Genomic DNA, 23,937 nt, shown 5'->3' on the forward strand with positions numbered 1-23,937 from the left:
GAACCTCAAAAAATTGGCCAATTGGTCATGGGATTCCAGTCGGAATCCTAATGGAGTGTCATATTTTTTACGCATACATAAGACAAACCTTCATTTCCACTTGGAAATGAAGGTTTGTCTTATGTATGCGACGTGTCTTGAGACACGTCAATTGCACGACATTCTTGGTTCAAAAACACTCAAAATCAGGAATAAAATCAATGTCATGTTCTTTAAAAACTGAAGATATAGGGTTGTGACAGGGAGTTCGTCTGTCACGTAAAATCTTCAACGTTCACCTTGCGAATGACCGAAGTAGCGAAAACCAAGCAAAGTAGGCATCCGTGCAAAAGAAACTGACAAGATTAACTCTCAACCGTCGGAACGACGGGGTTAGCCTGATAAAGTTTCGACCGATAGGTCGGATCACTCAGGAACCTTCCACCTCTTAGCGTAGCGTAGGTGGAGGTAGTTCAAGAACATTTGTACGAACGAATCGACCCACGATAATCACAGATGACGGTCATGCATTCCTGCCCATCATGAAAACAAATTTGATGGCTTCTGCCATTCTTAGAAGTCGTGATATCATCAATCCATAGTCGTGATTCGTCTGCTGAAGATAACATCGCTACTTTTTCCCGAATCGAAAATAAGTCAAATGGCAATAAATTCAATGATTGAATCACGAGACCATATTTCCGGAACAACGGATCGAGTTGGTACTGCGATAAACTATATAAACTTTTTTCCGAACCACCGATCAACAATTGGATTGAATGCGAAGGTTCATGGCTATCGATCCGTTCCTTTTGAAGAATGATTCTTCCACGAACGCCAGACTCGTCGAAGATGCTTTGTACACGGTCTTGGGTAAACCGTAAACTTGACTCTTTAACATGAAGAACGAGATGCGCGAATTCCGCAAAGTCTGGTTTTCCGATTTCAAGGGATGGGATGTGTCTGACTTCTTCACGTTCAATGATTTCAATCAAATCACGCTCGATTTGCGGATCAACCGTCTTTTCTGCATAAACACGGACATCGACGACATATTGATCAATCACGGTATTGACTTCAAGTGTATACATCAATCCTGTATTTTTATCTTGTTCAATCATCAATCGATTTAAAATCAATTGATGCACTAAGTCGACAGGTGTGTAGGAAAGAAACTGACTCGTATAAATCAAATTTTTGAAACTACCCGATTTCCCATTCTTTGGTCGAGAACCATTGATCATATAGACGTTCACTTTATAATTCAGCATGTTTCCACCTTCTTATAGAAAAAATCGAAACAGACAGGTTCCGTTTCTATAGCGTACAATCTATTTGACGGAAATAATATTCGTTTTCGAATATTCCAAATCTCGTATACAAATTCTTGTTCATTTATGTTAAGAATAGACATCGTTAAAAAGAAATCGGGCGTGCATCACTGAGGACGCACGCCCGATTTCTTTACCCTTCCCTAACTACTTAAGCAAGCGAATTGATTGAATCATTGATTTGATTATATTGGCTGATGATTAATTGACCGAGACGCTCATTCGGCTGAAGGCCTAGATACGTCACTAAAGTCTCTTCGATCCCCTTTGTTTCGATAAATGTTTTCAATTCAACAGATTCCGAATCATTCGGGTCAGAATACGTTAACGCCGCTGCGATTCCGAGTGCTAGTCCATTCGCTTCGATGCCACGCTCCATCAATTCACGCGCTGGTTTGACAAGGCGATCATTCGGACTGAGTTTACGGATTGGCGAACGGGCAACACGAACGATTTCGTCATGAATCCGCGGATTTTCGAACCGTTGAATATTCTTTTGGATATAAGCACTATGCTCTTTCGCGTCAAACCCGTATTTTTCTAGTAACAACCATCCTGTTTCGTAAAGAGCCGTCTGGACCCCGCGTCGGACACGATGATCTTGCAGGCTTTGGGCAATCGTTTCATTTTCGAATAATGCACCTAGATACGATGTGAGTGCATGACCTGTATTGACAGTGAACAGCTTTCGTTCGATGAATGGTGTAATTTCCTCGACATATGTTACGCCTTCTAAAACTGGATAATCTGCCGGCAATCGTTTCGTTTCAATCACCCATTCAAAAAATGGTTCGACTTCAACGTACAACGGATCTTCATGACGCTGAAGCGGTACAATACGATCGACCGCTGCATTTGGAAAATAACTTGCAGCTTCAGTTAACGTCGTATGACGTGCCACTTCTGTTTGTAAGTGTGTCGATCCACCAATCATGTTTTCACAAGCGACGACATAAATGGGTTGATTTTTTGTTCGTTTTTCCAACCCTTTAGCAATCAGGGGTGCAATTTTCGAAAGCAGTGCTGGTCCGACAGCCGTCGTAACAATTTCTGCGTCTGCAATTGCTGCGATGACATCGTTTGCTTCCGTCATACTATTGAGTGCCGTAACACCAGTTACGGTCTGATTTGCCATTCCTTCAGCTGCATAGCCGACTTCATATGTGCCTCGAGACTTTAATTCGTCTACTACGGTCGTGTTGACGTCAACAAAACAAACTTCGTAGTTTGACTTCACAAGTTGTAATCCGATGAAGCCACGTCCAATATTACCTGCTCCAAAATGAACGGCTTTCATTTTTACACCTCCATCGATAACAGTTCGATGATTTCTTGCTTCGTTTTCGCTTGAATCAACTGCTCGACATTGTCTTCATCTGAGCAAATCACTGCGATATTTGATAAAATCTCCAAATGTTCCTCACCAACACCAGCAATCCCAATGATTAATTTTGCTGGTTCAGTACCGAACGTTACACCGCCCGGGACTTGAAGAATCGATAATCCTGATTTTTCGACTTCACTTTTTGCTTCTTCCGTACCGTGTGGAATCGCAACATGATTTCCAATATATACACTCGACATTTCGTTTCGAGCTAACATCGAGTCCACATAGGCCGGGCGGACAAAACCGTGATCGACGAGGAGTTTCCCCGCCGCACGAATTGCCGCTTCTTCTGAATCGAATTGCTGATCGAGTAAAATCATATCTTCTGTTAGTTTCATTGCTGTTGCCATTGTAAATCCCCCTCTAATTTTTAAGAAATTTTATTGCGTGCCTTTTCAATTTCTTGAACGAGCTGATCGTAATATGCAGCATTCAAGAAGTTTTCGACCGAGCGATGTTCTGCATCTGGAACTTGTTCGACTGCACGTTCCGTCAAATCTTGGTGCGTAATGACGAACTCTGCGTCTGCTGGCAGGTTACTGATTGACGTGTTCGTCACCTTAATCGGCAAGCCAGCCTTGTTGATCTTATTCCGGAGAACGGAAGCTCCCATCGCACTCGAACCCATTCCAGCATCACACGCAAAGATAATGTGTTCGACTTCAGCGAGTGATTTTTTAGAATCTGCTGCGACAAGTGATGACGTGATTGAACTCTTACCTTTCATTGCACCGACATTCGCCGTTGCTTCTTCAAGTGACGTTTCCTTCGCTTTGCTCGTTTTGAGTAAGACAGCAGAAATTACGAACGTTACCGTTGCAGAGATGAGAACACCCGCAATCAAGCCGACATATGATCCACGTGCTGCCATCGCAAGAACAGCGATGATACTACCTGGTGAAGCCGGAGCGACAAGACCGACATCAAATATAACAAATGTCAAAATCCCACTCATTCCACCCGCGATCATACCGAGAAGAAGAACTGGCTTCATTAGTACGTACGGGAAGTAAATTTCATGAATCCCACCGATGAACTGGATGAATGCAGCACCTGGCGCTGTTTTTTTCGCTGCACCTGAACCAAAGACTGAGTATGCGAGTAATAATCCAAGCCCTGGACCCGGATTCGCTTCAAGTAAGAACAAAACGGATTTTCCTGCTTCACTGACTTGATCGAGACCAAGTGGACTTAAAATTCCGTGGTTAATGGCGTTATTTAAAAATAAGATTTTTGCGGGTTCGATGAAGAGACTCGCAAGTGGTAATAATTGTGCGCTGACGATTGCACCAACTGCCGCCGCCATGACATCATCCAACCCAGTCATGATCGGACCGAAGATTTCAAATCCTCCAATCATCAACAAACCACCGATGATGCCGACAGAGAAGTTGTTAACGAGCATTTCTAAACCTGGTTTCACTTTTCCTTCGATGAAATGATCAAATTTCTTGATGACGAATCCACCGAGAGGCCCCATGATCATTGCTCCAAGGAACATCGGAATTTCCGTCCCGACGATGACACCCATCGTTGCGAGCGCCCCGACGACACCCCCTCGAACGTCATGCATTAATTTACCACCAGTAAAACCAATTAAGAGCGGTAAGAGATACGTGATTGTCGGACCTACCAACTCCGCTAAACTTGCGTTTGGAGCCCAACCGGTTGGAATGAATAGTGCTGTAATGATTCCCCAAGCGATGAATGCACCGATATTCGGCATGACCATCCCACTTAAAAAACTCCCAAATCGTTGTACTTGTACCCGTAATCCACGGATTCCTTTAGTTGCAGTTGCCATCTCTATAGCCTCCATTTCATTAAATTCAGTTAGTCGTTCTTTGCTACATGTTTATTGTATACTGCTTGCAAACGCTTACTCAATCTTTCCTAGTTCGCGTTTTGGCAAGGTAGTTGGACAAGTGAAAAAGATAGTACAGCGGACAATGAAAAATGGAATTCGTCACGAGACGAATTCCATTTTTCATTGTCTATTCGATTCATTCATCACATCAAACTTCCGTAACATTCAACTCCCGTTCAATGACTTTGCGGAATGTTTCATTGAGGACGGTGTCCAATTGTTGTTCATCGCCATATTCAAACTGAGTCGTCCGTTCTTCACTTTCAATGATTGCACCACTGATTGAACTCAGCAATTGAAGAAGTTCATCCGGTGCTTGTTCGGGCGCGACAAGTACTAAAATCCGCTCAACTGGATGGATGACTTGATCCATTCCGAGCAAATCGATAGCTTGATTCAGCTCGAAAATTAAAAAGGCACCCTGTTTGATTGAACTGTCACGTCCATGGAATAATGCGAGCCGTGTTCCTGGAATTCCAAGACCTGACATTTCATGCCGCCGCAACAATTGTGTCGACAGCTGGACCGCTGAATGCGCGATATCTTTCATAACCATCACATTACTTACTTCAAGAAGCAGCTCTTCTAGGCCTTCTGACTGTGAAGCAATCGACTCAATCGAAAAAAATTCTGTCAATTCACGTGCCGTTTTCACAAGTTGTTCTAATCGTTTTAAATCTAACCACCCCTTTACCTCTTTTCGGGCGGGTTGTTTAAATGATTTCGGAAGCGAGACAAGCAGTTTTCTGACGCGATCGACTTCATCTTGCGGAAGTAAGGGGTTGACGAGTAAATGTGGTTGACTGATATCCGGCAACGGAACCGTCGATAATACAAAGTCGTAATCAGTTAAATTCAAACGATCAATCCCGAACAAGGAAGAATTTTCGATTTGATCAAGTTCTAAAAACTCTTGTCGCAACCGGTTCATTAATAATTTGGAAGAGCCAAGTCCTGCTGAACAAACGACCAGAACGCGATACGGAACTTTTACGACAGGTCTACTTAATACCGCTCCAAAATGCATCACCCAAAATGCTAAATCATGATCAGCAAACGCTTGATCCGAAAAGACGGTTTGCGCCACCTGTTTAACCGAATCGAACAGCCGTGGATACTCCCTTTCAATCTGCTTGATGACATAAGACGGATTGATGACGTTTTGTCGCGTATAGGACATGATATGGGAAACGAGTCCCCGCTCAAGGGCACTGTCTTCTGTAAACTGCTCTCCATACAAAAGAGAGACTTCCTCAATCAATCGCTTGACGCGCAATCGAATGACCAATTCTTCAGAACTGTCTAGTTGATCTTGTTGAAAATTGCGTAGTTCTTCTGAAATCCATTGACGCTCCGCAACTGTCAACGCATAGGGTAGACGTCGTCCGATGATGTCTACCCGTTGAAGCACTTCGACCGGGTACGTTTTCAATTCATAGCGCATTGGAAATATTTCCATCCGAATCGCTTGGAGCGCCAAACTAAGTGTGGCTCGCATAATTGACCGGTCGCTCAGTTCCTGTTGCTTTATTACGGGAGCGATTACTGCATAGGATTGATTGATTGCTTCGACCCACTGATTACGCGCCGGATGCAAAAGATCGGGTAATTGATTAAGATCCCCTTGGAGCAACCGGTAAAAGGACAATACATCCCATTGCGTGAAAATAAGCGAAAGCAATAAACGACGCTTATTGATTTCTTCGCCGATGACTTCAGCTCCGATCCCCTTCTTCCGCCGCAACTCTAAATCATATTGTTGAAACCATTCATCAATCCGCTCTAAATCTTGACTGATCGTACTCGGTGCGATGTACATCGCATGCGCAAGTGCCTGTAATTTAATCATGCCCGGTTCTTGTAAGAGACGATAAGTGAGCTCAACTTGCCGGTCATCCGTCGAAGGTAATGCTTTATGTGATAATAACAATGCCTCTCGGAGCTTCCGTTTGTCACTTTCATCCCCAACGAGCACTAATCCTCTTCCTCGAATATAATCCAGTTCTAACTGAAAAGAAGCAATTGTTTGAGCAATCGGTTCTCGTTCACGCTGAATGGTCCGTTCGGACGTTCCAAGCGTTTCTGCAATTTCTTGGACTTGAACAGGCTCTGTTTTTGTCAACAAATAAAATAAGACTTCACGTTCTCGTGTAGAAAACTCAATCAACCTTAATCAACTCTTTTCTTAATACAGTGATCACTTCATCGTAAGCCGCTTCAGACAACAGATGATTGACGATGCATACGCGATAATCCGTCACCCCCGTCACTTGGCGGACAATCTTCTCAGGTCCGACAATCAGATGTATTTCAGTAGGGACCTCCTTCAGACGATAACTCTGAACATCGACTTGCAACTGCTCCTGTCGCAGGCGCTTTCGTAGCACGTTCGCTCCTAGGACGCTCCCTACTAACCCAGAATCACAGACGAATCCGATTTTAAGACGTTTCACGTCATCACCCACCTCTTTTCTTTAATCCTAGCGGATGTGTCATTAAAAATGTTAATTTCTACAGACATTTTTCAGACTTTTTTTAAGGAACAACAAAAACGCCATGTGTGGAAACTTAACTGTTCCCATACATGACGTTAAATGAATTAGCCCGTTTGAGTCATCAGTGACAGATGTCGTTCGACTGCTTCTGCCACTTCCCGCCCTTCGCGGATCGCCCAGACAATCAAGGACTGTCCGCGCCGTGCGTCCCCTGCAGCGAAGACACCCTTCCGATTTGTTGCATATCCCTTCGTCTTGATTTTCCCTCGCTCTGATTCAACGATGAGTTGATTCAAGACCGTCTGCTCGACTCCGCTGAAGCCGATTGCAATCAGCATCAAGTCGACCGTATAGTATTTTTCTGTTCCTTCAATTGCTCGGAATTCAATTGACCCATCTGCTTGCTTTACTTTTTCATTATGAATCGTCCAAACCCCTGTCAAGCGACCGGAATCACTTGTCGTGTAACGTGTGATCGCGATCAAATATTCGCGAGGATCATGTCCGAATTGATCGAATGCTTCTGCATAACCGTAGTCAAGTGTAAAGAGGTTCGGTGTATCCGGCCACATGTTGTCGTTCGCCCGGACCTGACCTGGCATTTCATGCTTCCCGAACTGGACGACAGAACGGCAACCCTGTCTGAGTGCCGTCGCGACACAGTCCGCTCCCGTATCTCCGCCACCGATGACGAGAACATCTTTACCTCGCGTATCGTGTTGCTCAAGCAGGGATTGATTCGACAACAGATGGCGCGTCACGCTTGTTAAATAGTCCATCGCGTAACCGACACCGCTCGTCGGAAGATTTGGTAACGTTCTTGGTTCCGTTGCACCGACACAAAGAATGACGGCATCAAACGCTTGTTCAAGCTCGTCCAGCGTCACATCAAGACCGATCGTTACGCCGGTCTTAAAGAGAATGCCTTCTGCTTTGAGCAGATCGACACGACGCTCGACGATATCTTTTGATAACTTCATCGCCGGAATCCCGTACGTCAACAGACCTCCGATACGATCTTCCCGTTCAAAAACGGTGACTTGGTGCCCTGCTTGATTCAATTGATCGGCCGCGGCAAGCCCTGCCGGACCAGAACCGACGACTGCCACATGATGGGACGTCCGGTTCAATGGCACCCGCGGAACGACCCATCCTTTTTCAAAGCCGATATCGATGATTGTACGCTCAATCTGTTTAATCGCGACGGCCGGTTCATTAATCGATAACGTACATGAACCTTCGCACGGTGCGGGACAAACACGTCCCGTGAACTCCGGGAAGTTGTTCGTTTGATGCAGGCGCTCGAGCGCTCCTTTAAAGTCTCCTTCTTCGACGAGGAGATTCCACTCGGGAATCAAATTGTAGACCGGACAACCAATTTTGACATGTCCATAGGTCTCGCCGACATGACAAAACGGGGTTCCGCAATCCATACACCGGCTGGCTTGTTCCGACGCCTCACTTTCAGAAAATGCTTCTTTATATTCATTAAAGTCTTGAATCCGTTCTGTACTGGCGCGCTCTCGTCCGGACTGGCGAGGAACACTCATGAATTTATCGCGTCTTTTCATTATTGACCTCCCGTTCCGCGTCCGAGGTGTGTCTCAAACGCTAACAACATCGCTTCTTCCGTATTATGTCCTTTTTTCGCATAATCGGCCATCAATGTCGTGACGACTTGATAGGTCGTCGGAATGACACGAATAAACGAACTCAAAACATGATCCCAGTTTGAAAGAATCGCATGTCCTTGTTCACTGTTCGTCCGTACGACATGACGTTCGATAAATGTTTTTAAGCGTGCCGCTTCTTCCGTGTCTGTTACTGCGCCCATCGTGACGAGCTCGAGATTGACGCGCGAGCGGAACAACGCGATGTCTTTCGGTAAGACGTAGGCGACACCACCTGACATACCGGCAGCGAAGTTCTTTCCGACGTCACCGAGAATGACGACACTCCCGCCCGTCATATATTCCAAGCCATGATTCCCGATTCCTTCGACGACTGCCGTCGCACCACTGTTTCGAACGGCGAACCGTTCGCCTGCCTGTCCATTGACGTACAGTTCCCCACTCGTCGCACCATAAAGCGCGACGTTACCGATGATGACTTGCTCTGAAGAAACAAAACTCGTCTTCATATCAGGACGAACCGAAAGAATTCCTCCAGATAATCCCTTTCCAACGTAATCATTAGCATCCCCGACGACGTTCAACGTCATTCCGCGAGGCACGTATGCACCTAAGCTTTGTCCGGCTGATCCTGTCAGGTTCAATGTTAGGCGATCGGAAGGTAAGCCCATTTCTCCGAACATCCGTGTCAGACGTGATCCGGTATTCGTACCGATTGCCCGGTCTGTATTCGTAATCGCAAGCGCAAATGTTTGTTTTTCCGTAAATGCATCATGATCAAGCAACGGAGCGATTTCACGGTGGTCAAACGACTTCGCGACAGCATGATCTTGCGCTTGTGTCGACGTCGAATCATATGTTGGTTGAACAAGTAGTCGAGAAAAGTCGAGACTGGCTGCTTTCCAGTGATTCGTCAAACGATCCGATGTCATTAAAAGATCCGTCCGTCCGACGAGTTCCGCTAGACTACGGACGCCGAGTTGAGCTAAATATTCACGAACTTCTTCCGCAACGAACGTCATGAAATGGACGACGTGATCGGCAGATCCGGTGAATTTTTCACGCAACTTCGGATCCTGTGTCGCGACACCGACCGGACACGTATCTAGATGACAGGCACGCATCATGATGCAACCGACGGCAATCAATGGTGCTGTCGCAAATCCATATTCATTCGCCCCGAGCATCGCTGCGATGACGACATCGCGTCCAGTTAGTAACTTACCGTCCGTTTCTAAGCTGACCCGTTCCCGCAGACCATTCAAGGCTAGCGTTTGATGCGTCTCAGCGAGTCCCAGTTCCCACGGTAAGCCCGTATGTTGGATACTCGTCTTCGGGGAAGCCCCCGTTCCTCCATCATGCCCACTGATGACGATGACATCGGCAAGTCCTTTGGCGACACCGGCAGCAATCGTTCCGACGCCTCCTTTTGCGACAAGCTTAACACTGATCCGCGCCTCGTCATTTGCCCGCTTTAGATCGTGAATCAATTGAGCCAAGTCTTCGATTGAATAAATGTCATGATGTGGTGGTGGTGAAATCAGACCGACACCCGGTGTCGAAGCACGGACCCGCGCAATCCACGGATACACTTTTTCGCCTGGGAGTTGTCCCCCTTCGCCTGGCTTCGCGCCTTGTGCGACTTTAATCTGGAGTTCATCCGCATGGATCAAATAATGACTCGTCACGCCGAACCGACCTGATGCAATCTGTTTAATCCGACTCATCCGTGAGTCACCATTTTCGTCGAGTTGATACCGTTCCTCTTCTTCGCCACCTTCACCACTGTTACTCTTACCACCTAGACGGTTCATCGCAATCGCTAGTGTTTCATGAGCTTCCTTCGATAGTGAACCGTACGACATCGCACCGGTCTTAAAGAATTTGACGATTTCACTCGCGGGTTCGACTTCCTCGAGCGGAATCGGTGTCGTTTCCTTGAACGTCAACAAATGGCGCAGGAAGGTTGCGGGTTCTTCTGCAATTTGATTTGAGTACCGTTTGAATAACTGATAGTCCCCAGTTCGGCAAGCATGTTGTAACAAATGGATCGTCGCCGGATTGAACGCATGATGTTCTCCGTCATTACGGTACCGGAAGACACTACCTGATTCCAAGAACGTCCGTTTCGTCCCTTCCTCATGTTGACGTTTCGCTTCCTTTTCAATCAAAGCGAGCGACAGACCACTGAGTTGAGAGACTGTTCCCGTAAAGTAGCGATCGATGACGTCCGTCGAAATCCCGACGACTTCGAAAATCTGCGCCCCCCGATAACTGAAGACGGTCGAAATCCCCATCTTCGACATGACTTTGACGACCCCCTCCGTCACGGCGTTACGATAACGAACAGCATTGTCCGCGTGTTTTTCACCAATCGCTTCATCGAGTGTCGCATATACAAGGTACGGGTAGATTGCGTCAGCTCCGTAACCGAGCAGCGCCGCGAAGTGATGCACCTCCCGGACTTCTCCCCCTTCGATGATTAAACTGACGTTTGTCCGAAGCCCTTTACGGATTAAATGGTGATGCACGGCACTCGTCACGAGCAGGATTGGCATCGGTATGGCTCCAGGTCGAATGTTCCGGTCAGAAAGAATCAACAACTCACAACCCGATTCGACGGCATGAACCGCTTCTTCGAGGAGCGTTTCAAGTGTTTCTTCCATTTGATTCGTAAACAATGTTGATAACGTTTTTTGTTTCAACTTTGTTTGATTGAGCGCATGCGCTTCAGCCGGAACTAGCACCGGTGAGTTCAAGCGGACCCGACGACAGTTTTTCCGGTTCGGGGTCAATAGTTCACCTTGACGCCCGAGCCAGGTCATCGTTGACGTGACGATTTGTTCACGTAACGCATCGATTGGTGGATTGGTGACTTGGGCAAACAATTGTTTGAAGTAACGGAACAACGATTGTGGTCGCTCACTTAATACAGCGAGTGGGATGTCCGTTCCCATCGCACCAAGCGGATCTTTTTTTTCCTCGACGAGAGGAATCAAGTATTGCTCGATATCTTCTCGCGTGTATCCAAACAGACGTTGCGTCGTACCTAATTCCTCAATCGTTTCTGAGTGCATTAACGTCGGTAATTGAATCTGTTCTTCTGATAACCATTCGGCATAAGGATGGCGCATCGCAAGATCCCGTTTCACTTCTTCGTCAGAAATCAGCTGACCGGAAGCAAAATCAAGCAATAAAAGCTCACCAGGAATCAAACGTTTCTTATACAAAATCTCTTTTTCTGGAATCGGGAGGACACCTGATTCTGAGGACAACATAAAGTGACCATCGCGCATCATGATATAACGGGCAGGTCTGAGTCCATTTCGGTCAAGTGTCGCGCCAATTTGTTTCCCATTCGTAAATACGATGGCAGACGGACCGTCCCATGGCTCCATCATACTGCTGTGATACTCGTAATAAGCACGTTTCGCCGGCCGTACTTCCGCATGCTCGAATGGCTCTGGAACCAGCATTAAAGCTGTTTCCGCTAACGTCAAACCAGACAAGTATAAAAATTCAAACGCATTATCGAGCATCGACGAGTCACTTCCTGATTCATCGAGGATTGGGAGCACATCATCTGCACGGCGACCATACGTCGTTTTCGCAAGACTTTTTTCGCGTCCACGCATCGCTTGAATATTGCCTTGTAACGTATTGATTTCTCCATTATGAATCAAATAGCGGTTCGGGTGAGCTCGTTTCCAACTCGGGAAGGTGTTCGTGCTAAAACGTGAGTGAACAATCGCAAACCCTGATTGGTACCGTTCATCACGTAAATCATCAAAATACTGACCGAGCTGATCTGTAGTGACAAGTCCTTTATAGACGATAGTCTCACTCGAACTACTGAGCACGTACTGTTCGATCCTGAGACGATTTGCTTCTCGTTCAAAAGAACGACGAATCATGAATAACGTTCGTTCGAAGGCCAACCCTTCAATGTCCTTCGCTTCAATGAAGCATTGGCGAATGACCGGTTCTGTTTGACGTGCTTTTTCACCAATCACTGTATTCGAGACTGGTACCGTTCTCCACTCGATCACCCGTTGTCCTTCTGATAAAATAATTGATTCTAAAGCGCGTTCGAGTCGCTGTCTCGACCGTTCCTCCCGAGGCAGGAACATCATCATGACACCATAATCTCCTTTTTTCGGTAATGTTACATTCCGAAATGTCTCCCGAAAGAGACGGTCGGGAATTTGAGTTAAGACACCGGCACCATCCCCTGTTTTCGCATCGCTCCCCTGTCCGCCTCGATGCTCCATCTGACAGAGCATCGCGAGTGCATTTTCGACGATTTCATGGCTCGGTCTCCCGGTTCGGTGCGCATAGACTCCGATTCCACACGCATCATGTTCTTGCTTCGGATCATATAAACCTTGCCGTTCAGGCAATTGATGAAATGACATAATTTCACTCTCCTTAACACGTTCTAAATTTTCTGTATATTCAGTTAAAATATACTTTACACTCTTTTATGATTATTCGCCACTATGTATAAATGAAACTATTATATCCAAATCACTTATGATTCCCTAAGGCTAGACAATGTTAACGCTTACATAAAGATGAATAATCATTCTAATTATTTTTTCAGAAGAATTATTCTCGTTTAAATTTTATTTTTTGCAACGAGTGTTTCAAGCGTGGTATTTTTAATAAAGAGAAATCTATTATTTTGATTAGAGAGGAAGTACGTTATGAAAAATTCAGTAAAGTGGACAGGGCTCTTGATTGCAGGAACTACCCTTTTCCTTAGCGCTTGTGGTCAGGAAGAAGAGAAGACGACAGCATATGACAAAATCGTTAAGGAGGGGACGTTGACAGTAGCTACTGCCGGAACACTTTATCCAACGTCGTTTCATGATGAAGAGAGCAACAAGTTGACTGGCTTTGACGTCGAAGTCGTTAAAGAAGTCGCAAAACGACTCGATCTAAAAGTAAACTTCAAAGAGATGTCATTCGATGGTATGTTGACGAGCGTCAATACTGGACAAGTCGATCTTGCCGCAAACGATATTACAATCACAGAAGAACGGAAAGCAAAATTCGCATTTTCAAAACCTTACAAGTATACGTACGGAACGGCCATCGTTCGTAAAAGTGATTTATCTGACATACAATCTCTTGAGGATTTAAAAGGTAAAAAAGCAGCTGGCGAGGCAACGACGACTTACATGCAAATCGCTAAAAAATATGGTGCAAAAGAAGTCACATATGATAATGCAACGAACGATCAATATCTCCGCGACGTCTCGAATGGTCGAACGGATGTCATCTTGAACGACTATTATCTTCAAAGCCTTGCTGTCGATTTCTTCAAAGACTTCGACATCACGATCCACCCGGACATCGCCTATAATCCGAGTCAAGTCGGTCTCATCATGGATCTTGATAATAAAGAGCTCCAATCAAACATTAACGCTCAAATCGAGGCGATGAAAAAAGACGGTACGCTCGCAAAATTATCAAAGCAATATTACGCCAACAAAGATGTTTCAAAAATGCCTGACGTCAAAACGACGATTGTGGATGTGAATTGAGCAATGTCGACTGGCGCTCCGTGTTTAATCCTGAGTTAGCGGTTGATGCGTTTCCCTATATCTTAGGAGGACTTGGACATACATTATGGATTGCATTCGCAAGCATGGGATTAGGTCTGATATTCGGCTTGTTGCTTGCACTTGCTCGTTTATCAGCGTCTCGTTTTTTACGCCTGACTGCGACGCTCTATATTTCATTCATGCGCGGTGTACCGATCCTCGTGATTCTTTTCATGCTGTACTTCGGCTTACCTGTGATCAATATCGAACTCGATGCGCTAACAGCAGCGATAACGGGCTTCAGTCTCAACAGTGCTGCGTACATGGCAGAAATCATTCGCTCCGCCATTGTGTCTGTCGACAAAGGACAAAGAGAGGCTGCCCAGTCTCTCGGCCTCTCTCCTTATCGCGTCCTAGTCGGAATCATTCTCCCGCAAGCGATTCGTTTGGCAATCCCACCTTTATCGAACGTTTTACTCGATTTAGTCAAAGCGTCTTCTTTAGCTGCGATGATTACCGTCCCAGAAATCTTTCAACGTGCAAAAATCGTCGGTGGACGCGAATTCGATTACATGACGGTTTATTTCGTAATCGCCTTCATCTATTGGGGAATTTGCGCATTGATTGCAGCTGTACAAGAAGTTCTAGAGCGTCATTTTGCTCGTTATCTTTAACCGACATAAAAAGCACCGCCCGCTTGACGAGGAAAGTCGACTCGTCAAGCGGGCGGTGCTTTAGCCTTGTCTATAGTTCTTAGCTAAAAAGAGTTCAATTTGTATAGCTTGAAGAGGTTTATGGAACAAATAACCTTGCAACGTATGGCACCCTAACTGATTTAATAACCTTGCTTCTTCGACTAACTCGACCCCTTCAGCAACAATCGTCATGTTTAACCGTCTTCCTAACTGAATAATCATCTCGACGATTGCACGCTTCTCATCTGAACGGATTGCTTCTTGAACGATTTCTTTAGGAATCTTTAACTGGTCGAACGGTAATTCTACGAGTGTTTGCATTGAAGAAAAACCTGTCCCGAAATCATCGAGTGCAATTCGAATCCCATGAAGGTGAAGTTCGTTTAAGGTCTCGATAATCTGATTCGTTCCTTCGATAAAAATATGTTCTGTCATTTCGATTTCAAGCAAGTATGCCGGAAAATGTGTCTCTTCAAGAATCGTCAGTACTCTTTCTGTAAAATCGGGTTGCCTTAATTGCCACGGGGAGACATTGACCGCAATCGTAATCGCTCCATGTCCTTGATCCAACCACGTCTTTCCTTGCGCGCAAGCGCGGCGCATCACCCATCCTCCTAGCGTTTCAATAAAACGCGTCCGCTCCGCAATCGGAATGAACTCTAAAGGGGAAATCATTCCATACTTGGGATGATTCCAACGCACAAGCGCTTCCGCTCCAGTAATTTTGTGACTGTCTGCTTCTACTTGCGGTTGAAACAGTACGAAAAAATCTCGATCGAGTTCTGCATCGTACAAATCGCGTGTCAGCTGAAGCGCTCGCTTACGCTGATTTTGAGTCTCTGCATCCGTAATCGCATACGTGTTTTTTCGGTTCGATTTAGCTGTGAACAATGCAATTTCTGCATCATTGATGACATGATCAATGGATTCGTCATAAATAAAAGAAACACCGATGCTCGCTGTGACATTGATTTGTTTGAAATCAATTTGTACGCGTTCAGCGACACATGTTAAAACCTCCTCGCATAACAGTTCAATACCAGCATGACCTTTCGCATGAAGTAAAAACGCACTTCCGCTAGCTTTGGCAACTAAACAATCGGGAAAACGATTCATGAGTCTACTCCCAATCATATGCAACGTGCGATCTCCCGTCCGGTAACCGAAGGCATCATTGACCGTTTTGAAGTCATCTAAATCAATTAAACAAATTGCATCTCCTTCGCTTGAAATTTTTTCGACTTCAAGAACGAAATAAGACCGATTAGCGAGTTTTGTTACCGGATCAAGAAAGGCTTGCTCTTGTAAGCGTGAAAGATACTCGATATTACGTTCTAATCGTGTCACGTACTGACGATGAATCAATAAACTGATCAGCGCAGCAATGATGACTAAGCCGATTCGTGCGATATAATCTGCTGTATTAGTAACGGACGTGACGTTCGGTGCATTAAACCAAATGTATAAGAGAGAAATGATCGTCGTCCCCGTCGCATAGACGAGCATCGTTCGATTAATGACGACAAGAGAACTCAGTAAAAAAAGAATCGCAGCTGCCCAAACGGTCTGAGCACCACTTTCGAGGAAGGGATAATAGATGAAAGGAATTAGTAAAAAAACACTCGACATCACGTGGGGTTTAAGACGATCCGGCATATTACTTTTCCCAAGCAGAAATTGACAAATGCCTACGAGAAAAATAAGTCCAGCACGTAAAAGGTCATACCTGTTCGAGCCGGATGTACTGAGTAAACTAGTAAGCACATACAAAATCGCACCCAAGCTCGTCAGAACTAAAATGATGGAGCCAAACAATTGATAGTTCGCTTTTGCTTCTCGATTATACTGAAGACTGGCGGAAGAAGGTCGCTGCTGATTTTTCATAGGAATCCCTCTTTTCTGTTCTATCCAATTGTCTTTTTCCTTTAGATCATACTTATAAAACCTAATTTTTCCTAAAATAATGATTTAGTTGGAAACGTCTAAATGAAAAGAGAAACGGGTATTCATTAAAAGAAGTGTTAATTATATGCTAAGAAAGGAGCTTAACGATGAGCCATCTGCTGTTTATCGAAGCCAATGATAGTACACATCAATCGAAAAGTCTTAGTTCACAGATGAATAACGCATTCCTTGCTTCCTATCGCAAGGAACATCCAGAAGATGAGATTACCATCCTAAACTTATTTGAAGAACGCCTTCCTTTTTTTGATTTACGTCTCGCTAAATCTGCCGCGAAACTATTTCGAGGGGAAACGCTCGATCAAGAGGAAGCCGAACAGGCGGAACGGTTACAAGAATATTTAAATCGTTTCTTAGAATCAGAAAAAATCGTTTTTTCTTTTCCGATGTGGAATTTAAGTGTTCCTGCTCCCTTGCATAACTATATGGATTATCTCGCGCAATCCGGGCAAACGTTTCATTACACTGCTGAAGGATCCGTCGGACTTGTGACTGGTAAACGTGTACTACTCTTACATTCTCGTGGAGGTGACTATTCAACGCCTGATAAAATCGAATCCGACCATGCCGTACGGTATATGCAGGACATTCTGCAATTTTTCGGAATCACGGATGTCAAATCCATCATTCTCGAAGGGCACCAACAGTATCCGAATCAAGCCGAAGAACGGATTCAAAAAGCCCTCTTTGCATGTGAGAAGGCTGGGATGGATTTTTAGAATGTGAATAATAAAAAGTCCTTTTTTCCGTTAAGTACAATTTTTTCATAAGTCTTTAAATGAAAAGTACGAAATAACGTGTAAGCAACCGTATAGTCTCGCTTCGTCGATTCAATGTTTCCTAATACTTCGTTATAGTATCCACGTTGATAATAAAAATGAGCGATAAAGGAAGAATCATTCAAAGCGAGACTTTCTACTAATGCTTTCTCCGTTAACGCCATTCCTTCATCATATTTTTTTTGAAATGTCAGCAGTTGCGAATGGTTATAATAAATTTTTAATAACTGTTTCTTTAATTCCAACGTATCATATGATAAAGATTCTAATTCTAAATATACTTTTTCTGATAAATGAAATTGGTCATTTTCAGCATACAAATTAGAAATTGCCATTTTGATTCGAATGAACACTTGAGGAGACTCATACCAAATGTCTTCTTTCTTTGTCAGATGAGATAACAATGAAGAGGCCGTGCGATAATCAATATGAGCTATTTTAAATTTTAATAAAATCTCAAAATAAGACTTTAATAACGTCATTTCTTTCGTTTGATTCACAATTTTTTTAGATATTTCCTCCTCTAATTGTCCAAACTTTTTTTCTCGAAGTAATTGAGAAAAATGCATATCATATTTACGATATTGTTCACTTTCTAATCGATCCTGAAATAATAATGATATGGGTACACGGAGCCGCTTCGCAATTTGTTGTAATAAATCGATTGTTGGAGAATTTCGTCCATTCTCAATTTTACTGATTTCTGCTTGACTGCAAATCCCATCACACAATTGTTTTTGTGTCAATTTTTTTTCTTTTCGAATTCGTTTGATTTCGTTTCCAATGGAAAGTGGTAATGAATTCATTCTTCTTTCCTTCCTTCATACTGAAAGTAAGCTGATAACTTTTTTTAGGACCAATTCAATTAGAATACGATCAATATAAGCAGAACGCTAATCGATCGTAAAATACATTAACTTGAATAGGTATTCATCTAGTATTTCTTTATACGCCTTATTTTCAGTAGCAATAAATACTACGTAAGCCTGCGTATATGCTTCTTTAATTTTTTCTGACGACGCACACACTTGTTCAAGCGCATATCCTTGCTGATAAAAAAAGTGCCCCAGATAACTCATGTCTTGCATTTTGTTGCTTTCATTAATGCCCTCGGTGGACTCTGCAATCACAAGTGAAAATTTTTTCAGTTTAATCAAATTTCTAATATAATTGTATTTTACTTTTAGCATTAATTTTTTATAATCATCGGTCACATAATCTAATTTCAAAGTCTCTTTGTAAATATTGTGAGCATGCATGTATTCTTTATTATTAGTATACAGGACGGCAACAGCCATCTGAATCCTGACATAAATTAAAAAGTACTCTTCAAGGATTAATTTATCATTTACCAACTTCAATAACTGAGAAATACACGTACGATAATCAATTTTTTTCATTTCCACTTCATTAATCAATTGATAATATCTCAATAAAATTCTCGTGCCTTCTGCAGTCGTATTTTTTAGTTTCTGTGGGATGATTTTAAGAATCTCTGCATGTTTTTGAGCACGCATCAATTGTGTTATTTGATGATCAATTCGGTGAAATTCTTCTATCTCTTCTTCCTCCATAAAAAAGAAAGAGACCGGAACACGTAGCTTTTTCGCTACATCTTGAAGTAGTTCAATCGTCGGTGAATTTTTCCCATTTTCTATTTTGCTAATTTCAGCTTGACTACAAATATTTCGGCTCAATTCTTGTTGAGTAATTTTTTTCTTTTGACGTAATTTCTTTAAGCGCGTACCAATTGTTCGTTGTACAGAAGTCATTCTTTTTCTCCTTTAATATAAAACGAGCAAATAGAGTAAAAAAAGTCCCCCGTCCAAGTTAATTTTACTTGTTACGGAAGACTTATTTATTCGATGCTTCCGGCGAGAATCGAACTCGCACTGCAGCATTACCATTGCTGAGGTCTGCCATTAACCTACGGAAGCGTACATATTTCTGATATCAGTATAGCTTAGATGAAATATTTCTTCAATAAAAAAACTGACAGACGTTGCCAAGTCTGCCAATTTAGAAGAGTTATTTACTTATAATACGGTTTTTGTTAGCGAATTATCGAACACGATAAGAACTGAGTAATGTTCGTCTGCTTTTGATGCAACGAATGTAGAAAACTTAAGTGTAATGATTGAATTTGAACCGACTCCGTTTTCTTCGAAGAAATGATTCATTCGTTCTTCTAACTCCTCAGGCGTACGTCCTACCAATACTTTTGAATGCAACATCTTATTCACCCCGTCTATTTTTTGTGTACGATTATGGTTTTTCCCAAAAGCGTACACTCTAAAACCTACAATTTTTCAACTTGCTGAATTTCAATCCGTTCGCTAAGGTGAAGACATGAATCATATTTTACGAAGGAGCCGAGGCATATGAAAGATTACATGTTTGATGAAATCATTGATAAAAAAATGACGGGTTCGGTCAAATGGGACGGCTTAAAAGATTTATATGGAGCAGAAGAATTAATTCCGATGTGGGTCGCCGATATGGATATCCGACCAGCGGATTCAATCGTCGGGGCATTAACAAAACGGATTGCACACGGTCATTTCGGCTATTCCCTATTCGAAGATCGAGCCAAACAAGCCATTCAAAACTGGTTTTTGAAACGTTATGATCAACAGATTGAACAATCATCGCTCCTTTATTCGAGTGGCGTCGTCCCTGCTCTAGCACACAGTCTCTTGGCACTGACCGATGAGCATGATGAGGTCATCATTCAAACTCCTGTTTATCCCCCGTTTCACCAAATCATTCAATCGAACAATCGAACGCTCATTGAAAATCCGCTCCGCTTGATTGCAGGACGTTATGAAATTGATTTCTTGAGTCTTGAAGCACAGATGAAAACTGCGAAAATGATGATTTTATGCAGTCCCCATAATCCAACTGGTCGGGTGTTTAATCGGAGTGAACTTGAAACAATTGTTGAGTTGGCCAAGAAATATGACGTTTATCTTCTGTCCGATGAAATCCATGCTGATTTGATTTTTTCCGGTAACAAACACCATCCGATTTCAGCATTTTCATATGAGAAGGCAATTCTCGTCAGTGCACCTTCAAAAACATTCAACATTCCAGGACTTTATGCTTCTTATCTAGTTGTTCCGAACGAAACCATTCGTTTGGAAATCGAACGTGTCCAGCAAGCAAACTTTGTTCATCCGAACGCGTTTGCCTCAACGGCAATCATCGCTGCCTATGAGGATAAAGCGAGCGAACAATGGCTTGACCAACTTCTCTTATATTTAGAGCAGAATCGTGACCATGCTCTCAGACGAATCGAAACGGAGATGCCGTTACTATCTGTCGTCAAACCTGATGCAACCTTTTTACTTTGGATTGATTTTGAGCGCCTCGGATTGACCGAAGACGATCGTGCGACTTGGCTCGTTGAACGAGCATCCCTCGCCTTAACCCATGGAAAAGCATTCGGAACGAACGGCGTGACATTCGAACGTTTAAACTTCGGATGCCCGCGGCGCCAACTAGACGAAGCACTCGACCGGCTGCATGACGCATACCTCAGCTTGATGTAAATGATTTTTCTCTAAACAGATTAGCACATGCTAGTCTGTTTTTTAATTTTTCACATTTTACACTAATTTCACAAATACTGAAATACGTTCATCTGATTTAACCATTACAATAAAGTGACGAAAATCAGAAAATTAGAACTTTAGCAGGGACGAAAAGTGTCCCAACCCCTTGATAGACTAGGCTTGAAGCCATTTTCCGCCTGTTTGCAAGGACTTGCAATGTAGTTTTGTCACCTGTAAGGTTGGGAACAAATAAGTCATCGATGTTCACTTTTTAACTTTTTTATCCCGAACAGACGACGACAACTACATGCATGGGAGGATTTATTTTTATGTCGCAAGAATGGATTTCAATTGGCCTGTATCTATTTATGATGCTTGCCATCGGTTACATCGCGTATAAACGAACGACAAACACGGAAGACTACATGTTAGGCGGTCGTAACTTAGGACCGGGCGTAACAGCACTATCTGCTGGTGCTTCTGACATGAGTGGTTGGATGTTGATGGGACTTCCTGGTGCCATGTATGCTACCGGCGTTTCAGCACTTTGGCTTGCATTAGGATTACTGATTGGTTGTTACATCAACTATATCGTCCTCGCTCCACGCTTTCGTCTCTATACGGAAATGGCAAACGATTCAATTACGATTCCAGACTTCTTGGAGAATCGTTTTAAAGATACATCACGTATCTTACGGACGGTCTCTGCGATCGTCATCATCGTCTTCTTTACGTTCTATACTTCAGCCGGTATTGTATCGGGTGGTAAATTGTTCGAAAGTTCATTTGGCTTTGATTATCATTATGGTATGCTCTTGACGATTGCGGTCGTTGTCGCCTATACACTCTTTGGCGGTTTTCTCGCAGTCAGTTGGACCGACTTCGTCCAGGGTTGTATCATGTTCGTCGCCCTCATTCTCGTACCAATCGTCGCATTGACGGATGTTGGTGGTGTCGACGGCGCATTCAACTATGCGGACAACTTAGATCCTACACTATTTGATCCGTTCAAAGGAACGACTGTCCTCGGAATCATCGGATTCCTCGCTTGGGGACTTGGTTACTTCGGTCAACCCCACATCATCGTCCGCTTTATGGCAATTCGTTCTGTTAAGGACTTGAAAAAAGCCCGTCGTATCGGGATTGGTTGGATGTTCTTCTCAATTTTAGGTGCGATGTTGACAGGTCTTGTCGGGATTGCCTACTTTGAAGGACAAGGTAATGCACTCGGTGACCCAGAAACGGTCTTTATTCGTTTCGCTGATGTCTTGTTCCACCCGTATATCACTGGCTTCTTGATGGCAGCCATCTTGGCAGCAATCATGTCGACAATTTCTTCTCAGCTGCTCGTTACATCAAGTGCGCTGACGGAAGACTTCTATAAGACGTTCTTGCATAAAGAAGCGTCAGACAAACAACTTGTTTTAATCGGTCGTGGTGCAGTTTTAGCCATCGCAGTGATCGGAACATTCCTTGCCTGGAACCCTTCAGCGACGATTCTTTCACTTGTCGGTTACGCATGGGCTGGTTTCGGTTCTGCATTCGGACCAATCATCTTGCTTTCACTTTACTGGAAACGGATGACGAAACAAGGGGCACTTGCCGGAATTATCTCTGGTGCCGTCACAGTTATTCTATGGGTCCAACTCAACTTTAGCGATACGCTTTATGAGATGGTTCCAGGATTCTTTACAAGTCTTCTCTTTACAGTCGTCGTCAGCCTTCTTACGAAACAACCTGTTGACTCTGTACAAGACAAGTTTGATGATATGGAAGAAGAATTAAAAGAAGTCACACAATAAACACTAAAAAAATCTCCATCCTGTTCAGTCGTCGACTGATGAGGGTGGAGATTTTTTCGTCGTACTAGATTACGTCAATTCAATCACACCGTAATGAAGTTTCGATGATTTCCGTTTAATACGCTCAAAAGCAAATTGATTAAACAACTCACTCTCAAAATGGGCTTTTAAGACGATTCGTCTCTTTGCGACTCGTTTTGCTTCCTCGATTGCCTCAATCGATAATACTTCATAGTCAGCAAGGGTGCGCAGGCCGTTCAAATGCGTCGACTCCGTCACTGTCTTTTCAAACATTGGATCAAAATAGATGACATCAAATGAATCCGAGGGCAAGGTCTTTAAATAACGGATGTGTTGTTCGTTCAGCACCTCGATCCGGCGCATGGCATCATTGATCGGCTCATAGCCTTCTTGCCAAGCAATCAGTCCTTCACGAACGATGAGTGCCGTTTCTGCTTTACTCTCTAACGCTACGACTTGACCACTCGAGCCGACAGCATGACTCATGACGATTGCATCTGATCCTAGGCCTAATGTACAGTCAAGGACCGTCATGCCCTCTTCTAAGCACGCAATCGCAATCAGTGGGTCATAACCTATCGTGTCAAACTGCTTGATCCGAAAGACTGCACTGGACGGGTGAAAGAAAAATGACGTTTTTTCCTCTAACGCATAATACTCAAGTCGTTGTTTGTCCACGACGAGCACCGGTAACTGGTAGGTTTGCTGCAACATATAGATGCTCATTTTTTTCCGTTCGACAAGATGAAAATCCAGCGCGCCCTCTTGCATCAACTGATGTAAGCGTGTTTCGACGGCAGCGGTCGGTCTTAAACATGTTGTCAACAACACCTGTTCTTTCTTCACTTGATTCACTCCCTTGAACTACCTCCACCTACGCTTCGC

18 protein-coding genes and 1 tRNA gene are annotated in these 23,937 nt (G+C 43.7%); 5 read left to right on the top strand and 14 right to left on the bottom strand.

What is annotated here, in order from left to right; genetic code table 11:
• Positions 1-452: 452 nt before the first annotated feature.
• From KNP96_RS00005 to gltB, 8 genes are all read right to left on the bottom strand, one after another.
• Complete coding sequence (locus tag KNP96_RS00005; RefSeq protein WP_088837258.1) at positions 453-1,250, bottom strand: hypothetical protein; 798 nt, start codon at positions 1,248-1,250, stop codon at positions 453-455.
• Positions 1,251-1,461: 211 nt separating this feature from the next.
• Positions 1,462-2,607: a mannitol-1-phosphate 5-dehydrogenase gene (locus KNP96_RS00010; protein WP_214768544.1), complete on the bottom strand. Its 1,146-nt coding sequence runs from the start codon at positions 2,605-2,607 to the stop codon at positions 1,462-1,464.
• Positions 2,608-2,609: 2 nt separating this feature from the next.
• Entirely contained in the window at positions 2,610-3,047 is a 438-nt protein-coding gene (locus KNP96_RS00015) for a PTS mannitol transporter subunit IIA (RefSeq protein WP_214768545.1), read from the bottom strand.
• 20 nt (positions 3,048-3,067) lie between these two features.
• Positions 3,068-4,501, bottom strand: a complete 1,434-nt coding sequence (locus KNP96_RS00020; RefSeq protein WP_088837261.1) for a PTS mannitol transporter subunit IIBC — start codon at positions 4,499-4,501, stop codon at positions 3,068-3,070.
• A gap of 211 nt (positions 4,502-4,712) precedes the next feature.
• The gene (locus KNP96_RS00025; protein WP_088837262.1) at positions 4,713-6,731 is read right to left on the bottom strand and encodes a BglG family transcription antiterminator; all 2,019 of its coding nucleotides are present in this window, start codon (positions 6,729-6,731) and stop codon (positions 4,713-4,715) included.
• Entirely contained in the window at positions 6,724-7,017 is a 294-nt protein-coding gene (locus KNP96_RS00030) for a PTS sugar transporter subunit IIB (protein ID WP_214765075.1), read from the bottom strand. The genes KNP96_RS00025 and KNP96_RS00030 overlap by 8 nt, the downstream gene beginning before the upstream one ends.
• Positions 7,018-7,163: 146 nt before the next feature.
• Positions 7,164-8,630, bottom strand: coding sequence for a glutamate synthase subunit beta (locus tag KNP96_RS00035; protein ID WP_214768546.1), 1,467 nt, complete (start codon positions 8,628-8,630; stop codon positions 7,164-7,166).
• Entirely contained in the window at positions 8,630-13,105 is a 4,476-nt protein-coding gene (gene gltB / locus KNP96_RS00040) for a glutamate synthase large subunit (RefSeq protein WP_214768547.1), read from the bottom strand. The genes KNP96_RS00035 and gltB overlap by 1 nt, the downstream gene beginning before the upstream one ends.
• A 291-nt stretch (positions 13,106-13,396) precedes the next feature.
• On the opposite strand from gltB, the gene KNP96_RS00045 reads away from it, so the two are divergent.
• On the top strand, positions 13,397-14,239 hold the full coding sequence (locus KNP96_RS00045) for a transporter substrate-binding domain-containing protein (protein ID WP_088837266.1): 843 nt from the start codon (positions 13,397-13,399) through the stop codon (positions 14,237-14,239).
• Entirely contained in the window at positions 14,236-14,913 is a 678-nt protein-coding gene (locus KNP96_RS00050; RefSeq protein WP_088837267.1) for an amino acid ABC transporter permease, read from the top strand. Before KNP96_RS00045 ends, KNP96_RS00050 begins: the two co-directional genes overlap by 4 nt.
• 60 nt (positions 14,914-14,973) lie before the next feature.
• Here KNP96_RS00050 and KNP96_RS00055 read toward each other — a convergent pair whose 3' ends face one another.
• Positions 14,974-16,818: a putative bifunctional diguanylate cyclase/phosphodiesterase gene (locus tag KNP96_RS00055; protein ID WP_214768548.1), complete on the bottom strand. Its 1,845-nt coding sequence runs from the start codon at positions 16,816-16,818 to the stop codon at positions 14,974-14,976.
• A gap of 167 nt (positions 16,819-16,985) precedes the next feature.
• Here KNP96_RS00055 and KNP96_RS00060 point away from each other — a divergent pair, with 167 nt between their 5' ends.
• A complete protein-coding gene (locus KNP96_RS00060; protein ID WP_088837269.1) occupies positions 16,986-17,615 on the top strand; it encodes an FMN-dependent NADH-azoreductase in 630 nt (209 codons plus the stop codon).
• On the opposite strand, the gene KNP96_RS00065 is transcribed toward KNP96_RS00060, so the two are convergent.
• From KNP96_RS00065 to KNP96_RS00080, 4 genes are all read right to left on the bottom strand, one after another.
• The gene (locus KNP96_RS00065; RefSeq protein WP_214765080.1) at positions 17,612-18,481 is read right to left on the bottom strand and encodes a helix-turn-helix domain-containing protein; all 870 of its coding nucleotides are present in this window, start codon (positions 18,479-18,481) and stop codon (positions 17,612-17,614) included. The genes KNP96_RS00060 and KNP96_RS00065 overlap by 4 nt on opposite strands.
• 87 nt (positions 18,482-18,568) lie before the next feature.
• Positions 18,569-19,447: a helix-turn-helix domain-containing protein gene (locus KNP96_RS00070; RefSeq protein WP_214768549.1), complete on the bottom strand. Its 879-nt coding sequence runs from the start codon at positions 19,445-19,447 to the stop codon at positions 18,569-18,571.
• Positions 19,448-19,541: 94 nt separating this feature from the next.
• Positions 19,542-19,612, bottom strand: a tRNA-Thr gene (locus KNP96_RS00075).
• A gap of 99 nt (positions 19,613-19,711) precedes the next feature.
• Positions 19,712-19,909: a hypothetical protein gene (locus KNP96_RS00080; protein WP_029330508.1), complete on the bottom strand. Its 198-nt coding sequence runs from the start codon at positions 19,907-19,909 to the stop codon at positions 19,712-19,714.
• A 147-nt stretch (positions 19,910-20,056) separates the two neighbouring features.
• On the opposite strand from KNP96_RS00080, the gene KNP96_RS00085 reads away from it, so the two are divergent.
• Positions 20,057-21,226 (top strand): MalY/PatB family protein, encoded by a 1,170-nt coding sequence (locus KNP96_RS00085; RefSeq protein WP_214768551.1) that lies wholly within the window; start codon positions 20,057-20,059, stop codon positions 21,224-21,226.
• Between the two features lie 332 nt (positions 21,227-21,558).
• The gene (putP, locus tag KNP96_RS00090; protein WP_088837273.1) at positions 21,559-23,031 is read left to right on the top strand and encodes a sodium/proline symporter PutP; all 1,473 of its coding nucleotides are present in this window, start codon (positions 21,559-21,561) and stop codon (positions 23,029-23,031) included.
• Between the two features lie 69 nt (positions 23,032-23,100).
• Here the strand turns inward: putP and KNP96_RS00095 are convergent, their stop codons facing one another.
• Complete coding sequence (locus KNP96_RS00095) at positions 23,101-23,898, bottom strand: class I SAM-dependent methyltransferase (protein WP_353048307.1); 798 nt, start codon at positions 23,896-23,898, stop codon at positions 23,101-23,103.
• Positions 23,899-23,937 lie beyond the last annotated feature (39 nt).

The organism is Exiguobacterium sp. s133 (genome assembly GCF_018618595.1).
Taxonomy (GTDB): Bacteria; Bacillota; Bacilli; order Exiguobacteriales; family Exiguobacteriaceae; genus Exiguobacterium_A; species Exiguobacterium_A oxidotolerans.

Bases quoted from the DNA above. Each gene is read 5' to 3' on its own strand.
- KNP96_RS00005 (WP_088837258.1), bottom strand. From the start codon at position 1,250: ATGCTGAATTATAAAGTGAACGTCTATATGATCAATGGTTCTCGACCA.
- KNP96_RS00010 (WP_214768544.1), bottom strand. From the start codon at position 2,607: ATGAAAGCCGTTCATTTTGGAGCAGGTAATATTGGACGTGGCTTCATC.
- KNP96_RS00015 (WP_214768545.1), bottom strand. From the start codon at position 3,047: ATGGCAACAGCAATGAAACTAACAGAAGATATGATTTTACTCGATCAG.
- KNP96_RS00020 (WP_088837261.1), bottom strand. From the start codon at position 4,501: ATGGCAACTGCAACTAAAGGAATCCGTGGATTACGGGTACAAGTACAA.
- KNP96_RS00035 (WP_214768546.1), bottom strand. From the start codon at position 8,630: ATGAAAAGACGCGATAAATTCATGAGTGTTCCTCGCCAGTCCGGACGA.
- gltB (WP_214768547.1), bottom strand. From the start codon at position 13,105: ATGTCATTTCATCAATTGCCTGAACGGCAAGGTTTATATGATCCGAAG.
- KNP96_RS00045 (WP_088837266.1), top strand. From the start codon at position 13,397: ATGAAAAATTCAGTAAAGTGGACAGGGCTCTTGATTGCAGGAACTACC.
- KNP96_RS00055 (WP_214768548.1), bottom strand. From the start codon at position 16,818: ATGAAAAATCAGCAGCGACCTTCTTCCGCCAGTCTTCAGTATAATCGA.
- KNP96_RS00060 (WP_088837269.1), top strand. From the start codon at position 16,986: ATGAGCCATCTGCTGTTTATCGAAGCCAATGATAGTACACATCAATCG.
- KNP96_RS00065 (WP_214765080.1), bottom strand. From the start codon at position 18,481: ATGAATTCATTACCACTTTCCATTGGAAACGAAATCAAACGAATTCGA.
- KNP96_RS00070 (WP_214768549.1), bottom strand. From the start codon at position 19,447: ATGACTTCTGTACAACGAACAATTGGTACGCGCTTAAAGAAATTACGT.
- KNP96_RS00080 (WP_029330508.1), bottom strand. From the start codon at position 19,909: ATGTTGCATTCAAAAGTATTGGTAGGACGTACGCCTGAGGAGTTAGAA.
- KNP96_RS00085 (WP_214768551.1), top strand. From the start codon at position 20,057: ATGAAAGATTACATGTTTGATGAAATCATTGATAAAAAAATGACGGGT.
- putP (WP_088837273.1), top strand. From the start codon at position 21,559: ATGTCGCAAGAATGGATTTCAATTGGCCTGTATCTATTTATGATGCTT.